15 protein-coding genes are annotated in these 15822 nt (G+C 63.3%); 8 read left to right on the forward strand and 7 right to left on the reverse strand.

What is annotated here, in order from left to right; translation table 11 throughout:
• Positions 1-6: 6 nt before the first annotated feature.
• Entirely contained in the window at positions 7-651 is a 645-nt protein-coding gene (locus AAIL66_RS00360) for an L-threonylcarbamoyladenylate synthase (protein ID WP_003066094.1), read from the reverse strand.
• 18 nt (positions 652-669) lie between these two features.
• A complete protein-coding gene (locus tag AAIL66_RS00365) occupies positions 670-1533 on the reverse strand; it encodes a 3',5'-nucleoside bisphosphate phosphatase (protein WP_343495755.1) in 864 nt (287 codons plus the stop codon).
• Between the two features lie 189 nt (positions 1534-1722).
• On the opposite strand from AAIL66_RS00365, the gene AAIL66_RS00370 reads away from it, so the two are divergent.
• Positions 1723-3441, forward strand: a complete 1719-nt coding sequence (locus AAIL66_RS00370) for a methyl-accepting chemotaxis protein (protein ID WP_343495756.1) — start codon at positions 1723-1725, stop codon at positions 3439-3441.
• A gap of 69 nt (positions 3442-3510) precedes the next feature.
• On the opposite strand, the gene recJ is transcribed toward AAIL66_RS00370, so the two are convergent.
• The 4 genes from recJ to AAIL66_RS00390 are packed head-to-tail and all read right to left on the reverse strand — an operon-like array spanning position 3511 to position 8642.
• Complete coding sequence (recJ, locus tag AAIL66_RS00375; protein ID WP_343495757.1) at positions 3511-5250, reverse strand: single-stranded-DNA-specific exonuclease RecJ; 1740 nt, start codon at positions 5248-5250, stop codon at positions 3511-3513.
• Positions 5247-6218, reverse strand: a complete 972-nt coding sequence (locus AAIL66_RS00380; RefSeq protein ID WP_343495758.1) for a phosphoglycerate mutase — start codon at positions 6216-6218, stop codon at positions 5247-5249. The genes recJ and AAIL66_RS00380 overlap by 4 nt, the downstream gene beginning before the upstream one ends.
• 52 nt (positions 6219-6270) lie before the next feature.
• Positions 6271-7644, reverse strand: coding sequence for a sulfatase-like hydrolase/transferase (locus tag AAIL66_RS00385; RefSeq protein WP_343495759.1), 1374 nt, complete (start codon positions 7642-7644; stop codon positions 6271-6273).
• Complete coding sequence (locus AAIL66_RS00390; protein ID WP_034378572.1) at positions 7641-8642, reverse strand: tripartite tricarboxylate transporter substrate binding protein; 1002 nt, start codon at positions 8640-8642, stop codon at positions 7641-7643. The genes AAIL66_RS00385 and AAIL66_RS00390 overlap by 4 nt, the downstream gene beginning before the upstream one ends.
• A gap of 160 nt (positions 8643-8802) precedes the next feature.
• On the opposite strand from AAIL66_RS00390, the gene AAIL66_RS00395 reads away from it, so the two are divergent.
• The 3 genes from AAIL66_RS00395 (at position 8803) to lolD (ending at position 11287) form a co-directional block, all read left to right on the forward strand.
• On the forward strand, positions 8803-9273 hold the full coding sequence (locus AAIL66_RS00395) for a MarR family transcriptional regulator (RefSeq protein WP_054073523.1): 471 nt from the start codon (positions 8803-8805) through the stop codon (positions 9271-9273).
• 78 nt (positions 9274-9351) lie between these two features.
• Positions 9352-10605, forward strand: a complete 1254-nt coding sequence (locus tag AAIL66_RS00400) for a lipoprotein-releasing ABC transporter permease subunit (RefSeq protein WP_003066109.1) — start codon at positions 9352-9354, stop codon at positions 10603-10605.
• Positions 10598-11287, forward strand: a complete 690-nt coding sequence (gene lolD / locus AAIL66_RS00405) for a lipoprotein-releasing ABC transporter ATP-binding protein LolD (RefSeq protein WP_045838403.1) — start codon at positions 10598-10600, stop codon at positions 11285-11287. The genes AAIL66_RS00400 and lolD overlap by 8 nt, the downstream gene beginning before the upstream one ends.
• An 88-nt stretch (positions 11288-11375) precedes the next feature.
• On the opposite strand, the gene AAIL66_RS00410 is transcribed toward lolD, so the two are convergent.
• Positions 11376-12800, reverse strand: a complete 1425-nt coding sequence (locus AAIL66_RS00410) for a methyl-accepting chemotaxis protein (RefSeq protein WP_343495760.1) — start codon at positions 12798-12800, stop codon at positions 11376-11378.
• 169 nt (positions 12801-12969) lie between these two features.
• Between AAIL66_RS00410 and AAIL66_RS00415 the strand changes: the two genes are divergently transcribed.
• The 4 genes from AAIL66_RS00415 (at position 12970) to AAIL66_RS00430 (ending at position 15737) form a co-directional block, all read left to right on the forward strand.
• The gene (locus AAIL66_RS00415) at positions 12970-13791 is read left to right on the forward strand and encodes a TatD family hydrolase (RefSeq protein ID WP_343495761.1); all 822 of its coding nucleotides are present in this window, start codon (positions 12970-12972) and stop codon (positions 13789-13791) included.
• A gap of 100 nt (positions 13792-13891) precedes the next feature.
• The gene (locus tag AAIL66_RS00420) at positions 13892-14428 is read left to right on the forward strand and encodes a DNA-deoxyinosine glycosylase (protein WP_343495762.1); all 537 of its coding nucleotides are present in this window, start codon (positions 13892-13894) and stop codon (positions 14426-14428) included.
• A gap of 15 nt (positions 14429-14443) precedes the next feature.
• Positions 14444-15307 carry a hypothetical protein gene (locus tag AAIL66_RS00425; protein WP_012837166.1) on the forward strand — a complete coding sequence of 288 codons (864 nt, stop codon included), beginning with the start codon at positions 14444-14446 and terminating at the stop codon, positions 15305-15307.
• 67 nt (positions 15308-15374) lie between these two features.
• Positions 15375-15737: a FlxA-like family protein gene (locus AAIL66_RS00430; RefSeq protein ID WP_343495763.1), complete on the forward strand. Its 363-nt coding sequence runs from the start codon at positions 15375-15377 to the stop codon at positions 15735-15737.
• Positions 15738-15822: the final 85 nt, after the last annotated feature.

Consider the following 15822-nt stretch of genomic DNA (forward strand, 5'->3'; position numbering starts at 1 on the left):
CCGCGCCTATTCGGGCTGAAGGCCTATGTCTTTCAGGCCGCCCATGCCCTGGCGCACCACGACGGGGGGATTGTTCAAGGCCATGGGCGTGAGGTCCAGCACCGTGGTGGGTTGCTGCGGGCAGGCACCGGAGTCGACCACGGCGTCCAGCTCATGGGGGAAGCGCTCCAGAATCGACTCGGCATCATTGAGCGGCTCGGTCTCGCCGGGCGCAATCAAGGTGGTGGCCAGCAAGGGCTCGCCCAGTTCTTCCAGCAGCAGTTGCAGACCTTTGCGATCCGGCACGCGCAGGCCGATGGTCTTGCGCGAAGGGTGGCTCAGGCGCTTGGGCACTTCCTTGCTGGCTTCAAGAATAAAGGTGTAGGGGCCTGGCGTGGCCAGCTTGAGCAAGCGGTACTGGCGGTTGTCCACGCGGGCATAGTTGGCCAGCTCGGACAGGTCGCGGCACAGCAGCGTGAGGTGGTGCTTGTCGTTGATCTGCCGGATGCGGCGCATGCGGTCCACGGCGTTCTTGTCGTCCAGGTGGCAGACCAGGGCATAGCTGGAATCGGTGGGTACGGCAAGAATGGCACCCTTGCGCAGCATGTCCGCCGCCTGCTTGATGATGCGGGGTTGCGGGTTCTCTGGATAGACTTCAAAAACGGTGGTCATGCAATCTCTCTCTGTGATTTATGCACGCTGTATGCGGTCCTGCAGCAGCTCCCAGACGGGAGTGAGCTGACTGGGCAGATAGGGCAGCTGCCCCAGGTCTATCTGCGATTCATCGGGGCTGTGAAAGTCGCTGCCGCGCGATGCGGCCAGGCCGAATTCCAGGGCCAGATCGGCATAGATCGCATATTCGTGCGGACGGTGGCTGCCGGTCACGACCTCCACGCCCTGGCCGCCGAGTTCCTTGAACTTGGAAAACAGCGCATATTCCTCGTTATGGCTCAAGTCGTAACGTGCCGGGTGGGCAATCACGGCCACGCCGCCGGCATCCACGATCCAGCGCACGGCGTCCTCCAGATTCGCCCAGACATGGGCGACATAACCGGGCTTGCCTTCTGTCAGATAGCGTTTGAAGACCTCATAGGTGTCGCTGCAGACGCCGCTCTCCAGGAGAAAGCGCGCGAAGTGGGTGCGCGAGATCAGCTCGGGGTTGCCTGCATGGCGCAGTGCTCCTTCATAGGCGCCGGGAATGCCGGCCAGTTCCAGCTGCCTGGCCATTTCGCGGGCGCGTGGGCCGCGGCCGTTGCGAGTGTCGTACAGGCCTCGGGTCAGCGCTGCGTTATCGGCGTCAAAGCCCAGGCCCACGATATGTACGCCGCTGCCCGAGAAGCTGACGGAAATTTCAGTGCCTGTCAGATAGTCCAGCCCTGCTGACCTGGCTGCGGCTGCTGCCCGGTGCTGGCCGCCGACCTCGTCGTGATCGGTCAGCGCCCAGAGCTCAACCCCTCGCTCGGCAGCACGCAGAGCCAGTTGCTCGGGCGTCAGAGTGCCGTCGGAGACGACGGAGTGGCAGTGCAGATCGGCGTTCAGATAGGTTTTGGGCACGGCTTGATTGTAGGCGGCTGTACGCAATCATGATTTGTGTCATAACACGAGCGCTATTGCGGTCGTAGCTTGTAACAAAGCTCAAATCTCCCGCCAGTATGCCGATTAAGGATTGGCTACAGCGCTTGTGAGTTTCTGAATTCGTTAAGGCTGCCACGGTGTTGCTTGATCTATTGAGATGGATAAAAAATGAAATTGAATCAGTTCTCTGTGTCACAAAAGCTGTGGGCTTTGGTGATTGGCTTGCTGGCGGGCTTGCTGCTGGTGTCTGCAGGCAGCCTGATCTATCTGGACCGCGTGTACGTGAGCATCTCCAAGGAGGCCACGCGTACCCGAATGGCAGCCAACATTGCCAGCGAGTGGCGTCATCTGACCGAGCAAAGCGTGGATCGCTCCATCGTCGCGGCCATTTCCTCCGAGGAAAACCTGGTGGAGCAGCAGCGCAAGCTGATGAGTGACGGGATTGCGCATATCACCGAGCTGCAGAAAAAGCTCAACGAACTGGTCACTGACGATGAATCGCGCAAGGTGCTGGACGAGGTCGCCGAGCGCAGGCGCGTGACGCTGGAGAGCAATGCAGCCGTGCAGGCCGCGCGCAAGGACAATGATTTTGCGGCGGCCTTCGATCTGGTTGAAAAACAGCTGCGTCCCAACGCCAAGGTCTACGTGGATGCGCAGCGCAAGTTTGTGCAGTTGCAGGAGCAACGCAGCCAACGTGTGGTTGCCGATGGCGAAGCAAGCCAATCTCAGGCCTATGTGGCTATCGGTCTGGTCTGCGGCCTGATCGTTCTGCTGGGGCTGGCGATGGCGGCTCTGATCCTGCGCTCGATCATCGCTCCGTTGAATGAGGCGGTAACTCTGGCCGACTCCATCGCTGCCGGCGATTTGACGGCAACGGTGCGCAATGACCGTCATGACGAACTGGGCCGTCTGCTCAAGTCCCTGAACGCCATGGCCGAGCGCTTGCGCTCCGTCGTCGGCCAGGTGCGCTCGGGCGTGGAATCCGTCTCTTCGGCCTCGGGCCAGATTGCCACGGGCAACCAGGACCTGTCGGCCCGCACCGAGCAGACGGCGGCCAACCTCGAGGAAACCGCAGCCAGCATGGAAGAGCTGACGGCCACCGTCACCCAGTCTGCCGATACTGCACGTCAGGCCAATCAGTTGGCATCGACAGCCGCCCAGGCGGCCGAGCAAGGCGGTCGCGTGGTGCAGCAGGTGGTGCAGAGCATGGGCCAGATCACCGACAGCAGCCGCAAGATTGCCGACATCATCGGCGTGATCGACTCCATTGCCTTTCAGACCAATATCCTGGCCCTGAATGCAGCCGTCGAGGCGGCACGCGCCGGTGAGCAGGGCCGTGGTTTTGCCGTGGTGGCGGGCGAGGTGCGCAGCCTGGCGCAGCGCAGCGCTGAGGCGGCCAAGGAGATCAAGCAGCTCATCACCACCAGCGTGGACAATGTGCAGTCGGGCTCGCAGCAGGTGGAGCTGGCGGGCCAGAGCATGAGCGAGATCGTGGCCAGCGTGCGCCGTGTCAGCGATCTGATCGGCGAGATCACGGCCTCGTCCACCGAGCAGCGCGACGGCATCAATCAGGTCAATCAGGCGGTGAGCAATCTGGACCAGATGACGCAGCAGAACGCAGCGCTGGTGGAGGAGTCCAGTGCGGCAGCGCTGTCCATGCAGGAGCAGGCGCGTCGTCTGGCGGAAGTGGTCTCAGTCTTCAAGCTGGGACGCAATGCCGAGGCTTTCACGACCGTGTCCGCAGTGGTCCCCAGGCCGCTAGCGACGATCAAGGCGCTCAACCCGGCCGCTCATCCTGCCGTTGCAGTTCCCAGGCCGGTAGCGTCCAGGTCCAAGGCGCAGTCCCTTGCAAGCACTGCGGAGGACGATAGCTGGGAGCAGTTCTAAGTGACGGGCACAGCGTGAAATGGGCAGCCGCCACGTTCGCTGTGGCGGCGGTCCAGGCTGGGGCGAGGATCAGAAGCCCATGTTGCCGGCACCACCCTCGAAGTCCTGCGCGGCTTCCACGAGAAACTGCACCTTGCGTTCGCCGCGCCATTCGTTGATGTCCAGGCGATAGGCCAGGGTGGTGCGCGCGGGCAGCGGGTCGGTGTGGTTGAACCAGATGCCGTCGATCTTGGAGCCATGGTGCAGCAGCTCCAGCTTCAGATGCTTTTCGCCGACCAGGCGCTGCGAGGTGATTTCCAGCTCTTCGCTGAAAGTCGGCGCGGCAAAGCCCTGGCCCCAGACGGCCAGCTGCATTTGTTCGATCAGGCCGGTGTCCAGCCATTGGGGCGACAGCGGGCCATCGGTCTCCAGCCTGCGCGTCAGCGTGGCGGCATCCAGCCATTCCCTGGCGACCTGGGCAAAAGCCTTTTCGAACTCGTCAAAGTGCGCTTCCGCGATGGTGCAGCCTGCTGCCATGGCGTGGCCGCCAAAACGCAGTATCAGACCGGGGTGGCGCTTGCTGACCAGATCCAGCGCATCGCGCAGGTGAAAGCCTGGAATGGAGCGGCCCGAGCCCTTGAGCTCATGCTCCTTGCCCGGGGCGCCGCTGGCTGCAAACACAAACGTGGGCCGGTGCAGCTTGTCCTTGATGCGCGAGGCCACTACACCGACCACGCCCTCGTGAAAGTCGGGGTCGAACACGCTGATGGCAGGCGGCGGCGTCATGCCGTCCTCGCAAAGGCCTTCGGCCATGAGCAGGGCATGCTCGCGCATGCTGACTTCGATCTCGCGGCGCTCGCGGTTGATGCTGTCCAGCATGCGTGCCAGATTGTCGGCGCGGCTGACATCTTCCGTGGTCAGGCACTCGATGCCTATGGTCATGTCTGCCAGACGACCGGCGGCATTGATGCGCGGGCCCAGGGCAAAGCCGAAGTCGATGGTGGTGGCCATGTCGAAGCGGCGGCCCGATGCCTCGAACAGCGCGCGTATGCCGGGCTGCATGACGCCTTTGCGAATCTGCTTGAGACCCAGTGCCACCAGGCGGCGGTTGTTGGCATCGAGCTTGACCACGTCGGCCACCGTGCCCAGTGCTACCAGAGGCAGCAATTGCTCGAGACGGGGCTGGTTGTGGCGGTCAAAGCGGCCGCGATTGCGCAGCTCGGTGCGCAGGGCCAGCAGCACATAGAACATGACTCCCACGCCGGCCATGGATTTGCTCGCGAACTCGCAGCCGGGCTGGTTGGGGTTGACGATGGCATCGGCCAGCGGCAGGTGGTCGCCGGGCAGATGGTGGTCGGTCACCACGACCGACATGCCCAGCTCCTTGGCCACGGCCACGCCTTCGACGCTGGCAATGCCGTTGTCCACGGTGATCAGCATGTCGGCACCGGTCTCCTTGACTCGGCGCGAGATGGGGGCCGTCAGGCCATAGCCGTCGACCACGCGGTCGGGCACCAGATAGTCGGCATGAGCCGCGCCTAGCATGCGCAGGCCGCGCAGGCCCACGGCGCAGGCCGTGGCGCCATCGCAGTCATAGTCGGCGACGATGCACAGGCGCTTTTGCGCGGTGATGGCATCGGCCAGGAGCTGTACGGCAGTATCGATGCCGCGCAGGCCCGAGGGCGGCAGCAGGCGCGCCGGGGCATCGTCCAATTCGTCGGCCGAGCAGACGCCTCGCGCTGCATAGAGCTGGGCCAGCAAGGGATGAATCTTGGCCTGCAGCAGTGCAGAGACACTGCCGTCGGGAATGGACCTGGGGATTATTTTCATAGCATCTCTCGCAGGTCAGGTAAGCGTTTCGTGCCAAAAACACTCTTGATCTTGTCCATCAGGCCACGTGGCTGGCTTTGCCATTGCACGGCATTGCGCTCGCCGCAGAGCGTGAGCTTGACGGGCTCGCCCCGGGCGGCCCGCTGCTGCAGCTCGGCGATCAGGCCGCTGTCCAGCGCCTGCCAGGCTTTTTTCCAGCCTTGCACATTGCCCTGCAGCGCGGTGTGGCGCAGATCATCGACACAGACTGCGGCAGGGTTCGCTGTGGGCAGGCTGCTCAGGCTTCCCGTGCCATGTACCCAGAAGGAGTTGATGGGCGGTAGACCGCGTGCTGCACGCTGGTCGTTGAAGACATGGGTGTAGAGCAGCATCTGCAGCTCGGTCTGCAGACGCTGGATGATGGCACCCTGGATGGGCTCGGGCATCCAGGGGCGCACGTCGCGACCCAGTGCCCGGTCCATCGAGGCGGTAGCCAGGTCCTTGAAGGCCGCCCCGCGTGCCAGCCAGAGGTCGGCGCGCAGATATTCCAGCGTGATGCCGTCGTCGCTGAACCAGGGCGCGATCAGCGCCAGCAACTGGCGGGATTCGTCTTCGTCCAGTGGCGCGCTGGCCGGGTCGGTCTGGTGGACCTGGTCCGGCGTGATATGCCAGTGGCAGGGCGTGATGAAGGCACAGGCCTGGCTGCTGTCTCCGGCCACCAGCGCTGCCCAGGGAATCAGCCCGGGTGTATCGGGCAGCTGCATGCTGCGGGCCAGGGCGCGTTCATGCGGGGGAGAGAAATCCATCTCGTCGCCCTGCACCAGCGTGGTCGGGGCCAGCGTTGCCAGCAAGGCCTGCAGGTGAGGGAGTTGCAAACCGTCCCATGCCTGGGGAATGTCGGCAGGGCCGCTGGCATAGGCAACAATGATTTCAGAGGCGCCTGTGCCCAGGGCTTGGGCGGCAGGCAGCAAAGGCGCGGTCAAAGACATGGGCGCTATTGTCGGGCATGGCCGCCGCCCGGGCATGGTGCGGGGTGCTTTGTCACCTCGCCGGCATATTTTTCAGGGTGTAGACCAGGCTGTAACTCGCATCATCGGCAATGGCGGGCATGCTGGCATTCCAGTCGTCCCAGCGCTGTCGCATGGCCTGCATGCGCTCGGGGTGCTGTCCGGCCAGATTGGCACGCTCGCGTTCGTCCTGTGCCAGATTGAACAGGTATTCGTTGTCTTCCACGCGCAGGTATTTCCATTCGCCTTCGCGCAGCGCACGCTGGTTGCGGTAGAGCATGCGCCAGTACAGAGGCCGGGCAAACTCCGCACCGTCGGTGCGCAGCACGGGCAGGATGGAGATGCCGTCCAGCGGGTAGTCCGGATCGGCGCTCACACCGGCTGCATCCAGCACCGTGGCCGACCAATCCATGCTCATGCATTGTTGGGCGCTGCTGCGACGGGCCGCGATCACGGCAGGCCAGTGGGCGATCCAGGGCACGCGGATGCCGCCTTCGGTCAGGTCCATCTTGCCGCCCACGAGAGGCCAGCTGTCCGAGAAGCGCTCGCCGCCGTTATCGCTGGTGAAGATGATCAGCGTGTTGTCCAGTTGGCCGTTCTTGCGCAGTGCTTCGACGATCCAGCCTATGCCCTCATCCATGTGATGAATCATGCGGCGGTACTGGTGAATATTGCCGCCCGCCAGATGCGTGATGCCCGCCCCCAACTGCTCGGCAGTCTCACGGTCATCACGGGTTTCCCAGGGCCAGTGCGGGGCCGTGTAGTGAAGGCTCAGGAAGAAGGGGGAGTCGCCTTCGCTCATGCGGTTGACGAAGTCCACGCTGCGCTGGGACAGCAGGTCGGTCAGATAGCCTTCGTCGTGATGCTCCTCTTCGCCCACCCACAGATCGTGCTGGCCCGAGCTGCTCAGATGGGTGAAGTAATCCACGCCGCCCGACATGGGACCGAAGTATTCCTCGTAGCCCGAGCGCAGCGGGCCGAAGTGGGGAGGGTAGCCCAGATGCCATTTGCCTATCAGTGCCGTGCGATAGCCCGCGCCCTTGAGCAGCGAGGCAACGGTGGGGATTTCGGGCGGCAGGCCCAGCTTGGCGCCCAGCGGCGTGCCGCGCGTCTTGCTGTTGATGGGCTCCTCGGCCGCGCCGCGCAAGCGGTATTGATAGCGGGCCGTGGCCAGGGCAAAACGCGTGGGCGAGCACACGGGTGAATTGGCATAGCCCTGGGTGAGCCTGAGGCCGTTGGCCGCCAGACGGTCGAGCACCGGGGATACCGGGCCGAACTCGGCATCGCGGCCGCCGTAGCAGCCCAGATCGGCATAACCGAGATCGTCGGCGACGATAAAGATGATGTTGGGGCGAGTCATGAAATGCGGGTCGTTGTCATGGGGCTGATGGCTGGCGCAAGCGCTCATTCCATCTTCATGCCGGTGGCCTGGGCCAGAACCCGGTAGCGGTCGGCCAGGGCCTGAATGCGCTTGACGGCCGCATCGCCTGTCAGCCCTTCGTAGACCATGTCGTTGACACGCATGCGTTCACGCAAAGTGCCGTCCTTCATGGCCTTCTCGAACTGTGCCTGGATTTTCTGCACCAGTGGCTCGGGTGTGCTGCTGGGCACCCAGGCGGCGAAAAGCACTTCCTGCTGCAGCTCCTTGTGTCCCAGTTCGGCCACCGAGGGGACTTCCGGCAGCAAGGGGTTGCGCTGGGCCGTGGTCACGGCCAGCGCCGTGATCTTTCCAGTGGTCACATGGGGCAGCATGGCGGTGGAGCTGATGACGCCGCCGTCCACCTCGCCAGAGAGCATGGCTAGCGTGGCAGGTGCATTGCCTTTGTAGGGCACATGGTTGACCTTGGCTCCGGTGGCGTAAGTCAGGATGCTGGAGGCCAGATGGCCGGGGGTTCCATAGCCGGCGGACCCTAAGGTCAGGCCCTTGTCCTTGCCGCGGGCGATGAACTGCTCCAGTGTCTTGATATTTGTCTTGGGACTGACGGCCATCAGCATGCCTTGCGAGGCGAACACCATGACAGGACGCAGGTCGCCATTTTTGAACGGCATGCTTTTGTAGATCAGCGGGTTGACCGTGAAGCTCGTGTCCAGGCCGATCAGCATGGTGTATCCGTCGGCGGCAGCCTTGGCGACGTAATCGGCTCCTATATTGCCGCCAGCGCCGGTGCGGTTTTCAACAACGAATGGCTGCTTGGTCTCACGTTGAAGCACTTCTCCGACGCCGCGCGCCAGTATGTCCACAGCCCCACCGGGAGCGAAGGCTGCTATCAGCCGAACTGGCTTGTGAGGCCAGGCGGCGACGGCTGCGCCATCGGCAGGCTGGGCCTGGGAGGCGAAGGCGGAGCAGCCCAGCAGCAGAGCCAGGCTGGTTTGAAGAAGGCGGCGGGGTGCAGTCAGGCGAGCCATGGAATCACTCTCTTGTCTGAGGGAAGAGCCGGCATTTGCGAAAATCCCCAGCACTTCCCTTTGTCTCTGTATTGGGAATGCACACTGTAGAAGTGACATCCACAATTGATCTAATCAACTCATCCCCGTGAATACCCGACAACCCACCTCCATTCAGCAGATGCTGCTGTTTCGCATCAGCCGCTTTTTTGGCGTGGCGGGCGGCATGGCCATGCGCATGTGCGAGGCCCGCTTCGGCCTGACGCGCCGTGAATGGGGCGTGATGGCGACGCTGGCGACGGAGGAGGGTTTGCTGTCCTCCGAGCTGGCGCAGAAGGTGCAGCTGGACAGGGCGCGCACTTCGCGGGCGCTCAGCGGCCTGGAGGAAAAAGGCTGGGTGCTGCGCAAGCCTCTGGATGGAGATCGTCGGCGCGTGGCCATTTACCTGACCGAGGAGGGGCGGCGCATGTACGGCCTGATCCTGCCCGAGATGGTCAAGATTCATGCCGACATCGTGTCCGTCCTCAGCGATGAAGAGCTGGCCTTGTTTGACGGCCTGCTGGCCAAGCTTCAGGCCCATGCGGTGACGCTGGAGCAGCAGGAGCAATACGCGGATCTGCCACGCATAGGGCGCAGCAGGCCGCCCCGATAGAGGGGCGGCGGGCAGTCAAATTGCATAAGGCTGGCGCCGCCGGCAGGGCATTGCCGGCAATGCCACAATGCTGGCAACATGCAATTTCCCTACGAACTGGCCGTGGGCTGGCGCTATACCCGTGCAGGGCGCGCCACACGCCGCAATGGCTTCATCTCCTTTATCTCGGGTGTCTCCATGCTTGGCATTGCGCTGGGCGTGGCGGCGCTGATCATTGTGCTGAGCGTGATGAACGGCTTCCAGAAGGAAGTGCGGGATCGCATGCTCAGCGTCGTCTCCCATGTAGAAATCTACGCCCCGCAGGGCGCGCCTCTGCCTGATGTGGAGCGCACCATGCGCGAGGCCAGGGCCAACCCCGATGTGGTGGGGGCCGCGCCTTTTGTGGCAGCTCAGGCCTTGCTGGCGCGCGGCGAGGATATGAAAGGCGCCTTGGTGCGCGGTATCGATCCGGCGCGTGAGGGCGAGGTGACCGATCTGGCGGCCACCAGCGGCGAGGTGCTCAAGCGTCTGGTGCCTGGCGAGTTCAAGGTGGTGCTTGGCATCGAGCTGGCGCGCAATCTCGGTGTGAGCGAAGGCGATGTGATCACGCTGATCGCTCCCAGCGGACAGGTCACTCCGGCCGGCGTGCTGCCGCGCATGAAGCAGATGACGGTGGCCGGCACCTTCGATTCCGGTCACTACGAATATGACTCGGCGCTGGTGATGATGCATTACGAGGATGCACAGCGCATCTTCCGCCTGGAAGGGCCGACCGGCATTCGCCTCAAGCTCAAGGATTTGCACGAGGCCCCGCGCGTGGCGCATGAACTCGCTGACACCTTGACGGACCGCTTGTTCATCCGTGACTGGACGCAGCAGAACAAGACCTGGTTTGCCGCCGTGCAGCTCGAAAAACGCATGATGTTCATCATCCTGACCCTGATCGTGGCCGTGGCGGCTTTCAATCTGGTGTCCACCCTGGTGATGAGCGTGCAGGACAAGCGTGCCGATATTGCCATCCTGCGTACCCTGGGGGCCTCGCCCTCGTCCATCATGGGAATCTTCATGGTGCAGGGAGCCATGGTCGGCGTCATCGGTACCTTGGCCGGTCTGGCGCTGGGGCTGGCGATTGCCTTCAATATCGACGTCATCGTGCCGGCCATAGAGCAGGCGCTGCATGCCAACTTCCTGCCCAAGGACATCTACCTGATCAGCAAGATGCCCAGCGAGCCGCAGTCCACGGACATCGTGCCGATCGCCGTGATTTCCCTGATTCTTTCTTTTGTGGCCACGATTTACCCCAGCTGGCGTGCCAGCCGCGTGAACCCTGCGGAGGCACTGCGTTATGAATGATGTTGTGATGGGCCAGAGCGTGCTGGAGGCACGCGGCCTGACCAAGCGCTTTGCCGAAGGCAAGCTGGATGTGACCGTGCTGCAGGGAGTGGATCTGCAGGTTCAGGCGGGCGAGACACTGGCGATTGTCGGCGCCTCGGGTTCGGGCAAGTCCACCTTGCTGCACTTGCTGGGCGGGCTGGATGCTCCCTCCACCGGCAGCGTCAGCCTCATGGGCCAGCCCTTGCACCAGCTCAGTGCGCAAAAGCAGGGCGCGCTGCGCAACCAGCATCTGGGCTTTATTTACCAGTTCCATCATCTGCTGGCCGAGTTCTCGGCCCAGGAGAATGTGGCCATGCCGCTGCGCATTCGCCGCGATGCCAAGGAGGACTGCATGGATCGCGCCGCCGAGATGCTGCGCGCCGTGGGCCTGGGCCAGCGCATGGCGCATCGCCCGGCCGAGTTGTCGGGAGGCGAGCGTCAGCGCGTGGCCATTGCACGTGCCCTGGTTACGCGTCCGGCCTGCGTGCTGGCCGACGAGCCCACGGGCAATCTGGATCGCGGCACGGCCGATACGGTGTTTGCGCTGATGCTGGAGCTGGCGCGCAGCCATGGCACGGCGTTTGTGATGGTCACTCATGACGAAGGACTGGCAGCGCGTTGCGATCGCATGGTCAGGCTGGGGCAGGGACAGCTGGCCTGACCTCCTGCCTGCCGACGGGCAAAGGCCCGGTCGCTGCCTTTGCAGCGCCGGGCCTTTTTCATGAAGTGCCTGGGGCGCTTTTCCTGTTTCAATAAGCGCCGACTGCCGCGTTCCGGATGGCGATCGTGGCCTGCTCGCGGGCCGAAGCCTGCAGCGGCACGGCAGGGCGCGGCTTGACCGAGCCTGGATTGGTCGAAACATCCTGCGCCGTCAGATCGTCGGTGACCTCGCGCAGCCTGGCGGACTGGGCCAGCGAGGTCTGCACCACCTCGCCCATGATCTGCGTGACCTGGCGCGAGGAGTTCACGATCTCGGCCATGGTGGTGCCGGCCTCGCGCACCTGGTTCACCCCCTGGGTGACCTGGGTGACCGAGGTCTGGATCAGCTGCTTGATCTCCTTGGCGGCTTCGGCGCTGTGCTGGGCCAGCTGGCGCACCTCATTGGCCACCACGGCAAAGCCGCGCCCCTGGTCGCCGGCGCGGGCCGCTTCCACGGCGGCGTTGAGCGCCAGCAGATTGGTCTGGAAGGCGATGGAGTCCATCATGCCGATGATGTCGCTGATCTTGCGGGAGCTGGCGCTGATGGATTCCATGGTGGTCACCACATCCTGCACGGTGCGGCCGCCGGCCTCGGCCACGCTGCAGGCGTCCTGGGCTAGCTCGTTGGCCTGGCGCGCATGGTTGGCGCTTTCGGTCAGACCTTCCACCGTGGCACGCAGGGTTTGGGCTGCGGTCACGCGGCGCGTGATGTTGGTAGCGAACTTGACAACCTTGAAGGGGCGGCCTTCGGCGTCGAGTATGGGGTTGTAGCTGGCTTCGATCCAGACCTGGCGACCGGCCTTGCCTATGCGCAGGTACTGGCCGGCATCATGATGGCCCAGGGCCAGCTTGTGCCAGAAATGCTGATAGGCCGGGGACTGGCGCTCGTGCGGCTGGACGAACATGCTGTGGTGCCTGCCCACGACTTCGGCGAGGGAGTAGCCCATGGTCTGCAGGAACAGATCGTTGGCCGTGAGGATGTTGCCGTTCAGATCGAACTCGATGATGGCCTGTACCTTGGCAATGGCCTGGAGCTGGCCGCGGGCATCGTCTTCGTGCTGCTGCTGCTCGGTGATGTCGGTAGCGTACTTGATGACTTTGCGCGGCTGGCCCTGGCTGTCGAAGATCGGGTTGTAGCTGGCCTGCAGCCACACGTCCTCGCCCTGGCTGTTGATGCGGCGGTAGCGTCCGCTGTCGTGCAGACCCGCTGCCAGGCGCTGCCAGAACTGGGCGTACTCGACAGAACCGCGGGTTTCCTCATCGACGAACATGCGGTGATGCTGGCCGATGATCTGTTCGGGGCTATAGCCCATGGTGCGCAGAAAGTTGTCATTGGCCGTCAGCACATGACCTTGCAGATCGAATTCGATCACGGCCTGCACCTGATCCAGCGCGGCCAGCTTGCCCTGCATGTCGGCGCGCTGATGACTTTGGCTCAGGCGTTGCCAGAGCGTGCTTTGCAGAAGTCCCGTCATAACTTGCTCCTTTGGCCGGTCGCGCAGGGTAGGGGGTAAAGTTGCTTAATGTTTTATTTGTTTCAATATGTGAATCGTAGGACAAGGCAGGAAACTGTCTGTAGTCACTTGACGTGTCATCGGCCGAGGCCGGGCTGCGCAAGCAGCCCAGCCGATGCATGATGTGTGGATGCCAACCTGGATAGATACTCATTGCCATCTGGATGCGCCCGAGTTCGCACCTGACAGAGATGCCGTGCGCGCCGCTGCGCAGGCCGCAGGCGTCACGCATCTGGTCATTCCTGCCGTACAGCGCAGCCACTGGCAGGATGTGATTGCGCTTGCCCATCGCCATGGCGACAGCTATGCGCTGGGCATTCATCCGCTCTACACGCCCGGCGCGCAGGAGTCCGATATCGCGGCGTTGCGCGAGCTGCTGCATCAGCAGAGCGGCGACCCGCAACTGGTGGCGGTGGGCGAAATCGGTCTCGACTTTTTTGTCCCCGGACTGGACGAGCAGTGCCAGATCTGGTTCTACGAGCAGCAGATCCGGCTGGCACGTGAATTCGAGCTGCCCGTCATCCTGCATGTGCGCAAGAGCAGCGATCGTCTGCTCAAGACCTTGCGTCAGCACAGGGTTGTGGGTGGCATTGCCCATGCGTTCAACGGCAGCGCCCAGCAGGCGCAGGCCTTCATCGATATGGGCTTCAAGCTGGGCTTTGGCGGTGCCATCACCTATGAGCGCGCGCTCAAGCTGCGTGAGCTGGCGGCCAGCCTGCCGCTGGAGGCGCTGGTTCTGGAAACCGATGCTCCCGATATTCCGCCGCACTGGCTCTACACCACGGCCGAACAGCGTGCGGCCGGCCAGCCCCAGGGGCGCAACAGCTCCGCCGAGCTGCCGCGCATTGCGGCGGAGATCGCGCGGCTGCGCGGCATGGGCATTGAGCAGCTGGCGCAGGCCTGCACGGCCAATGCACGTAAGGCGCTCAAAGGGCTGCCGGCACTGCCGTAGATGGGGCAGTAGCTATCCTTTGCAGGCAAAGAGGCTCATGCTCATCTTTTTGAATGTCAGCCCAAGATCCAGGATGATGATGGCTGGGCGACAATAGGGCATGACCGAGGATTCTTCTGCCACTCCAACAGAGACTGGCCTGCGCTGGCAGGGGCTGGCAGCCGTGGCCGATGAGCGCACGCGTGCGCTGGTTCTGGGCAGCTTTCCGGGCATGAAGTCGCTGCAGCAGGCCCAGTACTACGCCCATCCGCAAAACCAGTTCTGGCCGCTGCTGCAGGCCTTGTGGCCCCAGCACCTGCAGCCGCCACGTAGTGATTACGCGGGCCGCTGCGAATGGCTGCTGGCACGCGGGCTGGGTCTGTGGGATGTGTATGCGAGCTGCGAGCGCGAAGGCAGTCTGGATAGCTCCATTCGCGCTGCCCAGGTCAACGACTTTGCCGGACTGCGTCAGCGCTGCCCTGATCTGCAACTGGCGTTGCACAACGGCGGCGAGAGCTACAAGCATGCCCGTCAGACAGAGGCGCTGGGGCTGATCGCCCTCAAGCTGCCATCCACCAGCCCGGCCAATGCCGGCTGGTCGTTCGATAGAAAACTGCAGGCCTGGCGCCATGCGCTGGCGGCCCATGGCCTGCTTTGAAGATTGGTGTGAAACGTGATCCGTAAAACCCGTGGCGGTGCCAAATCCGCGCAAGACAAGAATGTGGCCAGCGTGCAGGAGCTGCCAGAAGTCAGCGTCTCCGACGACGGCGATATCCGCTATCTGCATCTGGGCACGCCCTGGGTCCAGGGCTCCATGCGTATTCGCGATCCTTTTGATATCGATCTGGAGTATGTGCAGCGCATGATGGGCTGGCTGCTGTTTGCCGAGCCTGCTGAAGTGCCCCGGATGCACGCCATGCAATTGGGTCTGGGAGCGGCCGCCATCACCAAGTTCTGCCACAAGAAGCTGCGCATGAAGACCACGGCGGTCGAGCTGAACCCTCAGGTCCTGGCCGTGTGCCGCAGCTGGTTCAAGCTGCCGCCTGACAGCAGCACGCTGCAGGTGGTGCTGGCCGATGCAGCCCAGGAAATCAAAAAGCCCGAATGGCAGGGCACGGTCGATGCACTGGCAGTCGATCTGTACGACCATGAGGCTGCGGCTCCCGTGCTCGACAGCGCCGAGTTCTATGCCGATTGCCGCAATCTGCTGACCGAGGACGGCATCATGACCGTCAACCTCTTTGGGCGCTCCTCCAGCTTTGACAAAAGCCTGGATCAGATGGCCCAGGCTTTTGGCGAGGACGCGCTCTGGGCCTTCCGCCCCACACGCGAAGGCAATACCGTGGTGCTGGCACAGCGCACACCGCGTGTGCTGCAGGGCGCCGAGCTGGATCTGGCCTGCGATCAGGTGCAGGCCCGTTGGGACCTGAACACCACCCGCTGGGCCAAGGTGTTTGTGCCTGCACGCGATGCAGAGGCAGGCAGCAAGACGGCCAAAGCCAAAGTCAGCCGCATCGGCCGGGGCGCTACCGTGTAATTGCAAAGCCTGAGTAAAGTGCTTGTGTCGGCCTTGATGGTGGCGGTTTTCTGCCGATGATGTGGACATGACGATCAGTGCCATTTCCTCCAGTTCTGCCGGTTCAGCCACTTCGGGGGGCGGCATTGCATCGCGTATCCAGCAGCTGCAAAGGCAGATCAAGGATGCCACCAACGAACTCAAGGAAGTTGCCAACAGCGACGCTGATGCCAAAACCAAGGAGCAGCAGGCGCAACTGCTGCAGACCAAGATCCAGATGTTGCAGGCCCAGATAGAGGCATTGCAGAACCAGCAGGCACAGCAAGCCCAGCAGGCTGCCCAGCGCGGGACCGAGGCAGTCCAGCAAAAGCAGGATGAGCAGATGCAGAGCAGAAGTCGTGGCAATCCGGGCCAGGGCGGCCTGGGCGGACTGCTGGACGAATATGCCTGAGCTGCATCAGAGATGAGTGCCATCGTTCGCCTGCTTTGCATCGTCCTAGTCAGAAGCGCGGGCCGATGGCGGTACAGTCAAGGCA

The sequence above is a fragment of the Comamonas sp. F1-6 genome (assembly GCF_039581415.1).
Lineage (GTDB): Bacteria > Pseudomonadota > Gammaproteobacteria > Burkholderiales > Burkholderiaceae_C > Comamonas > Comamonas thiooxydans.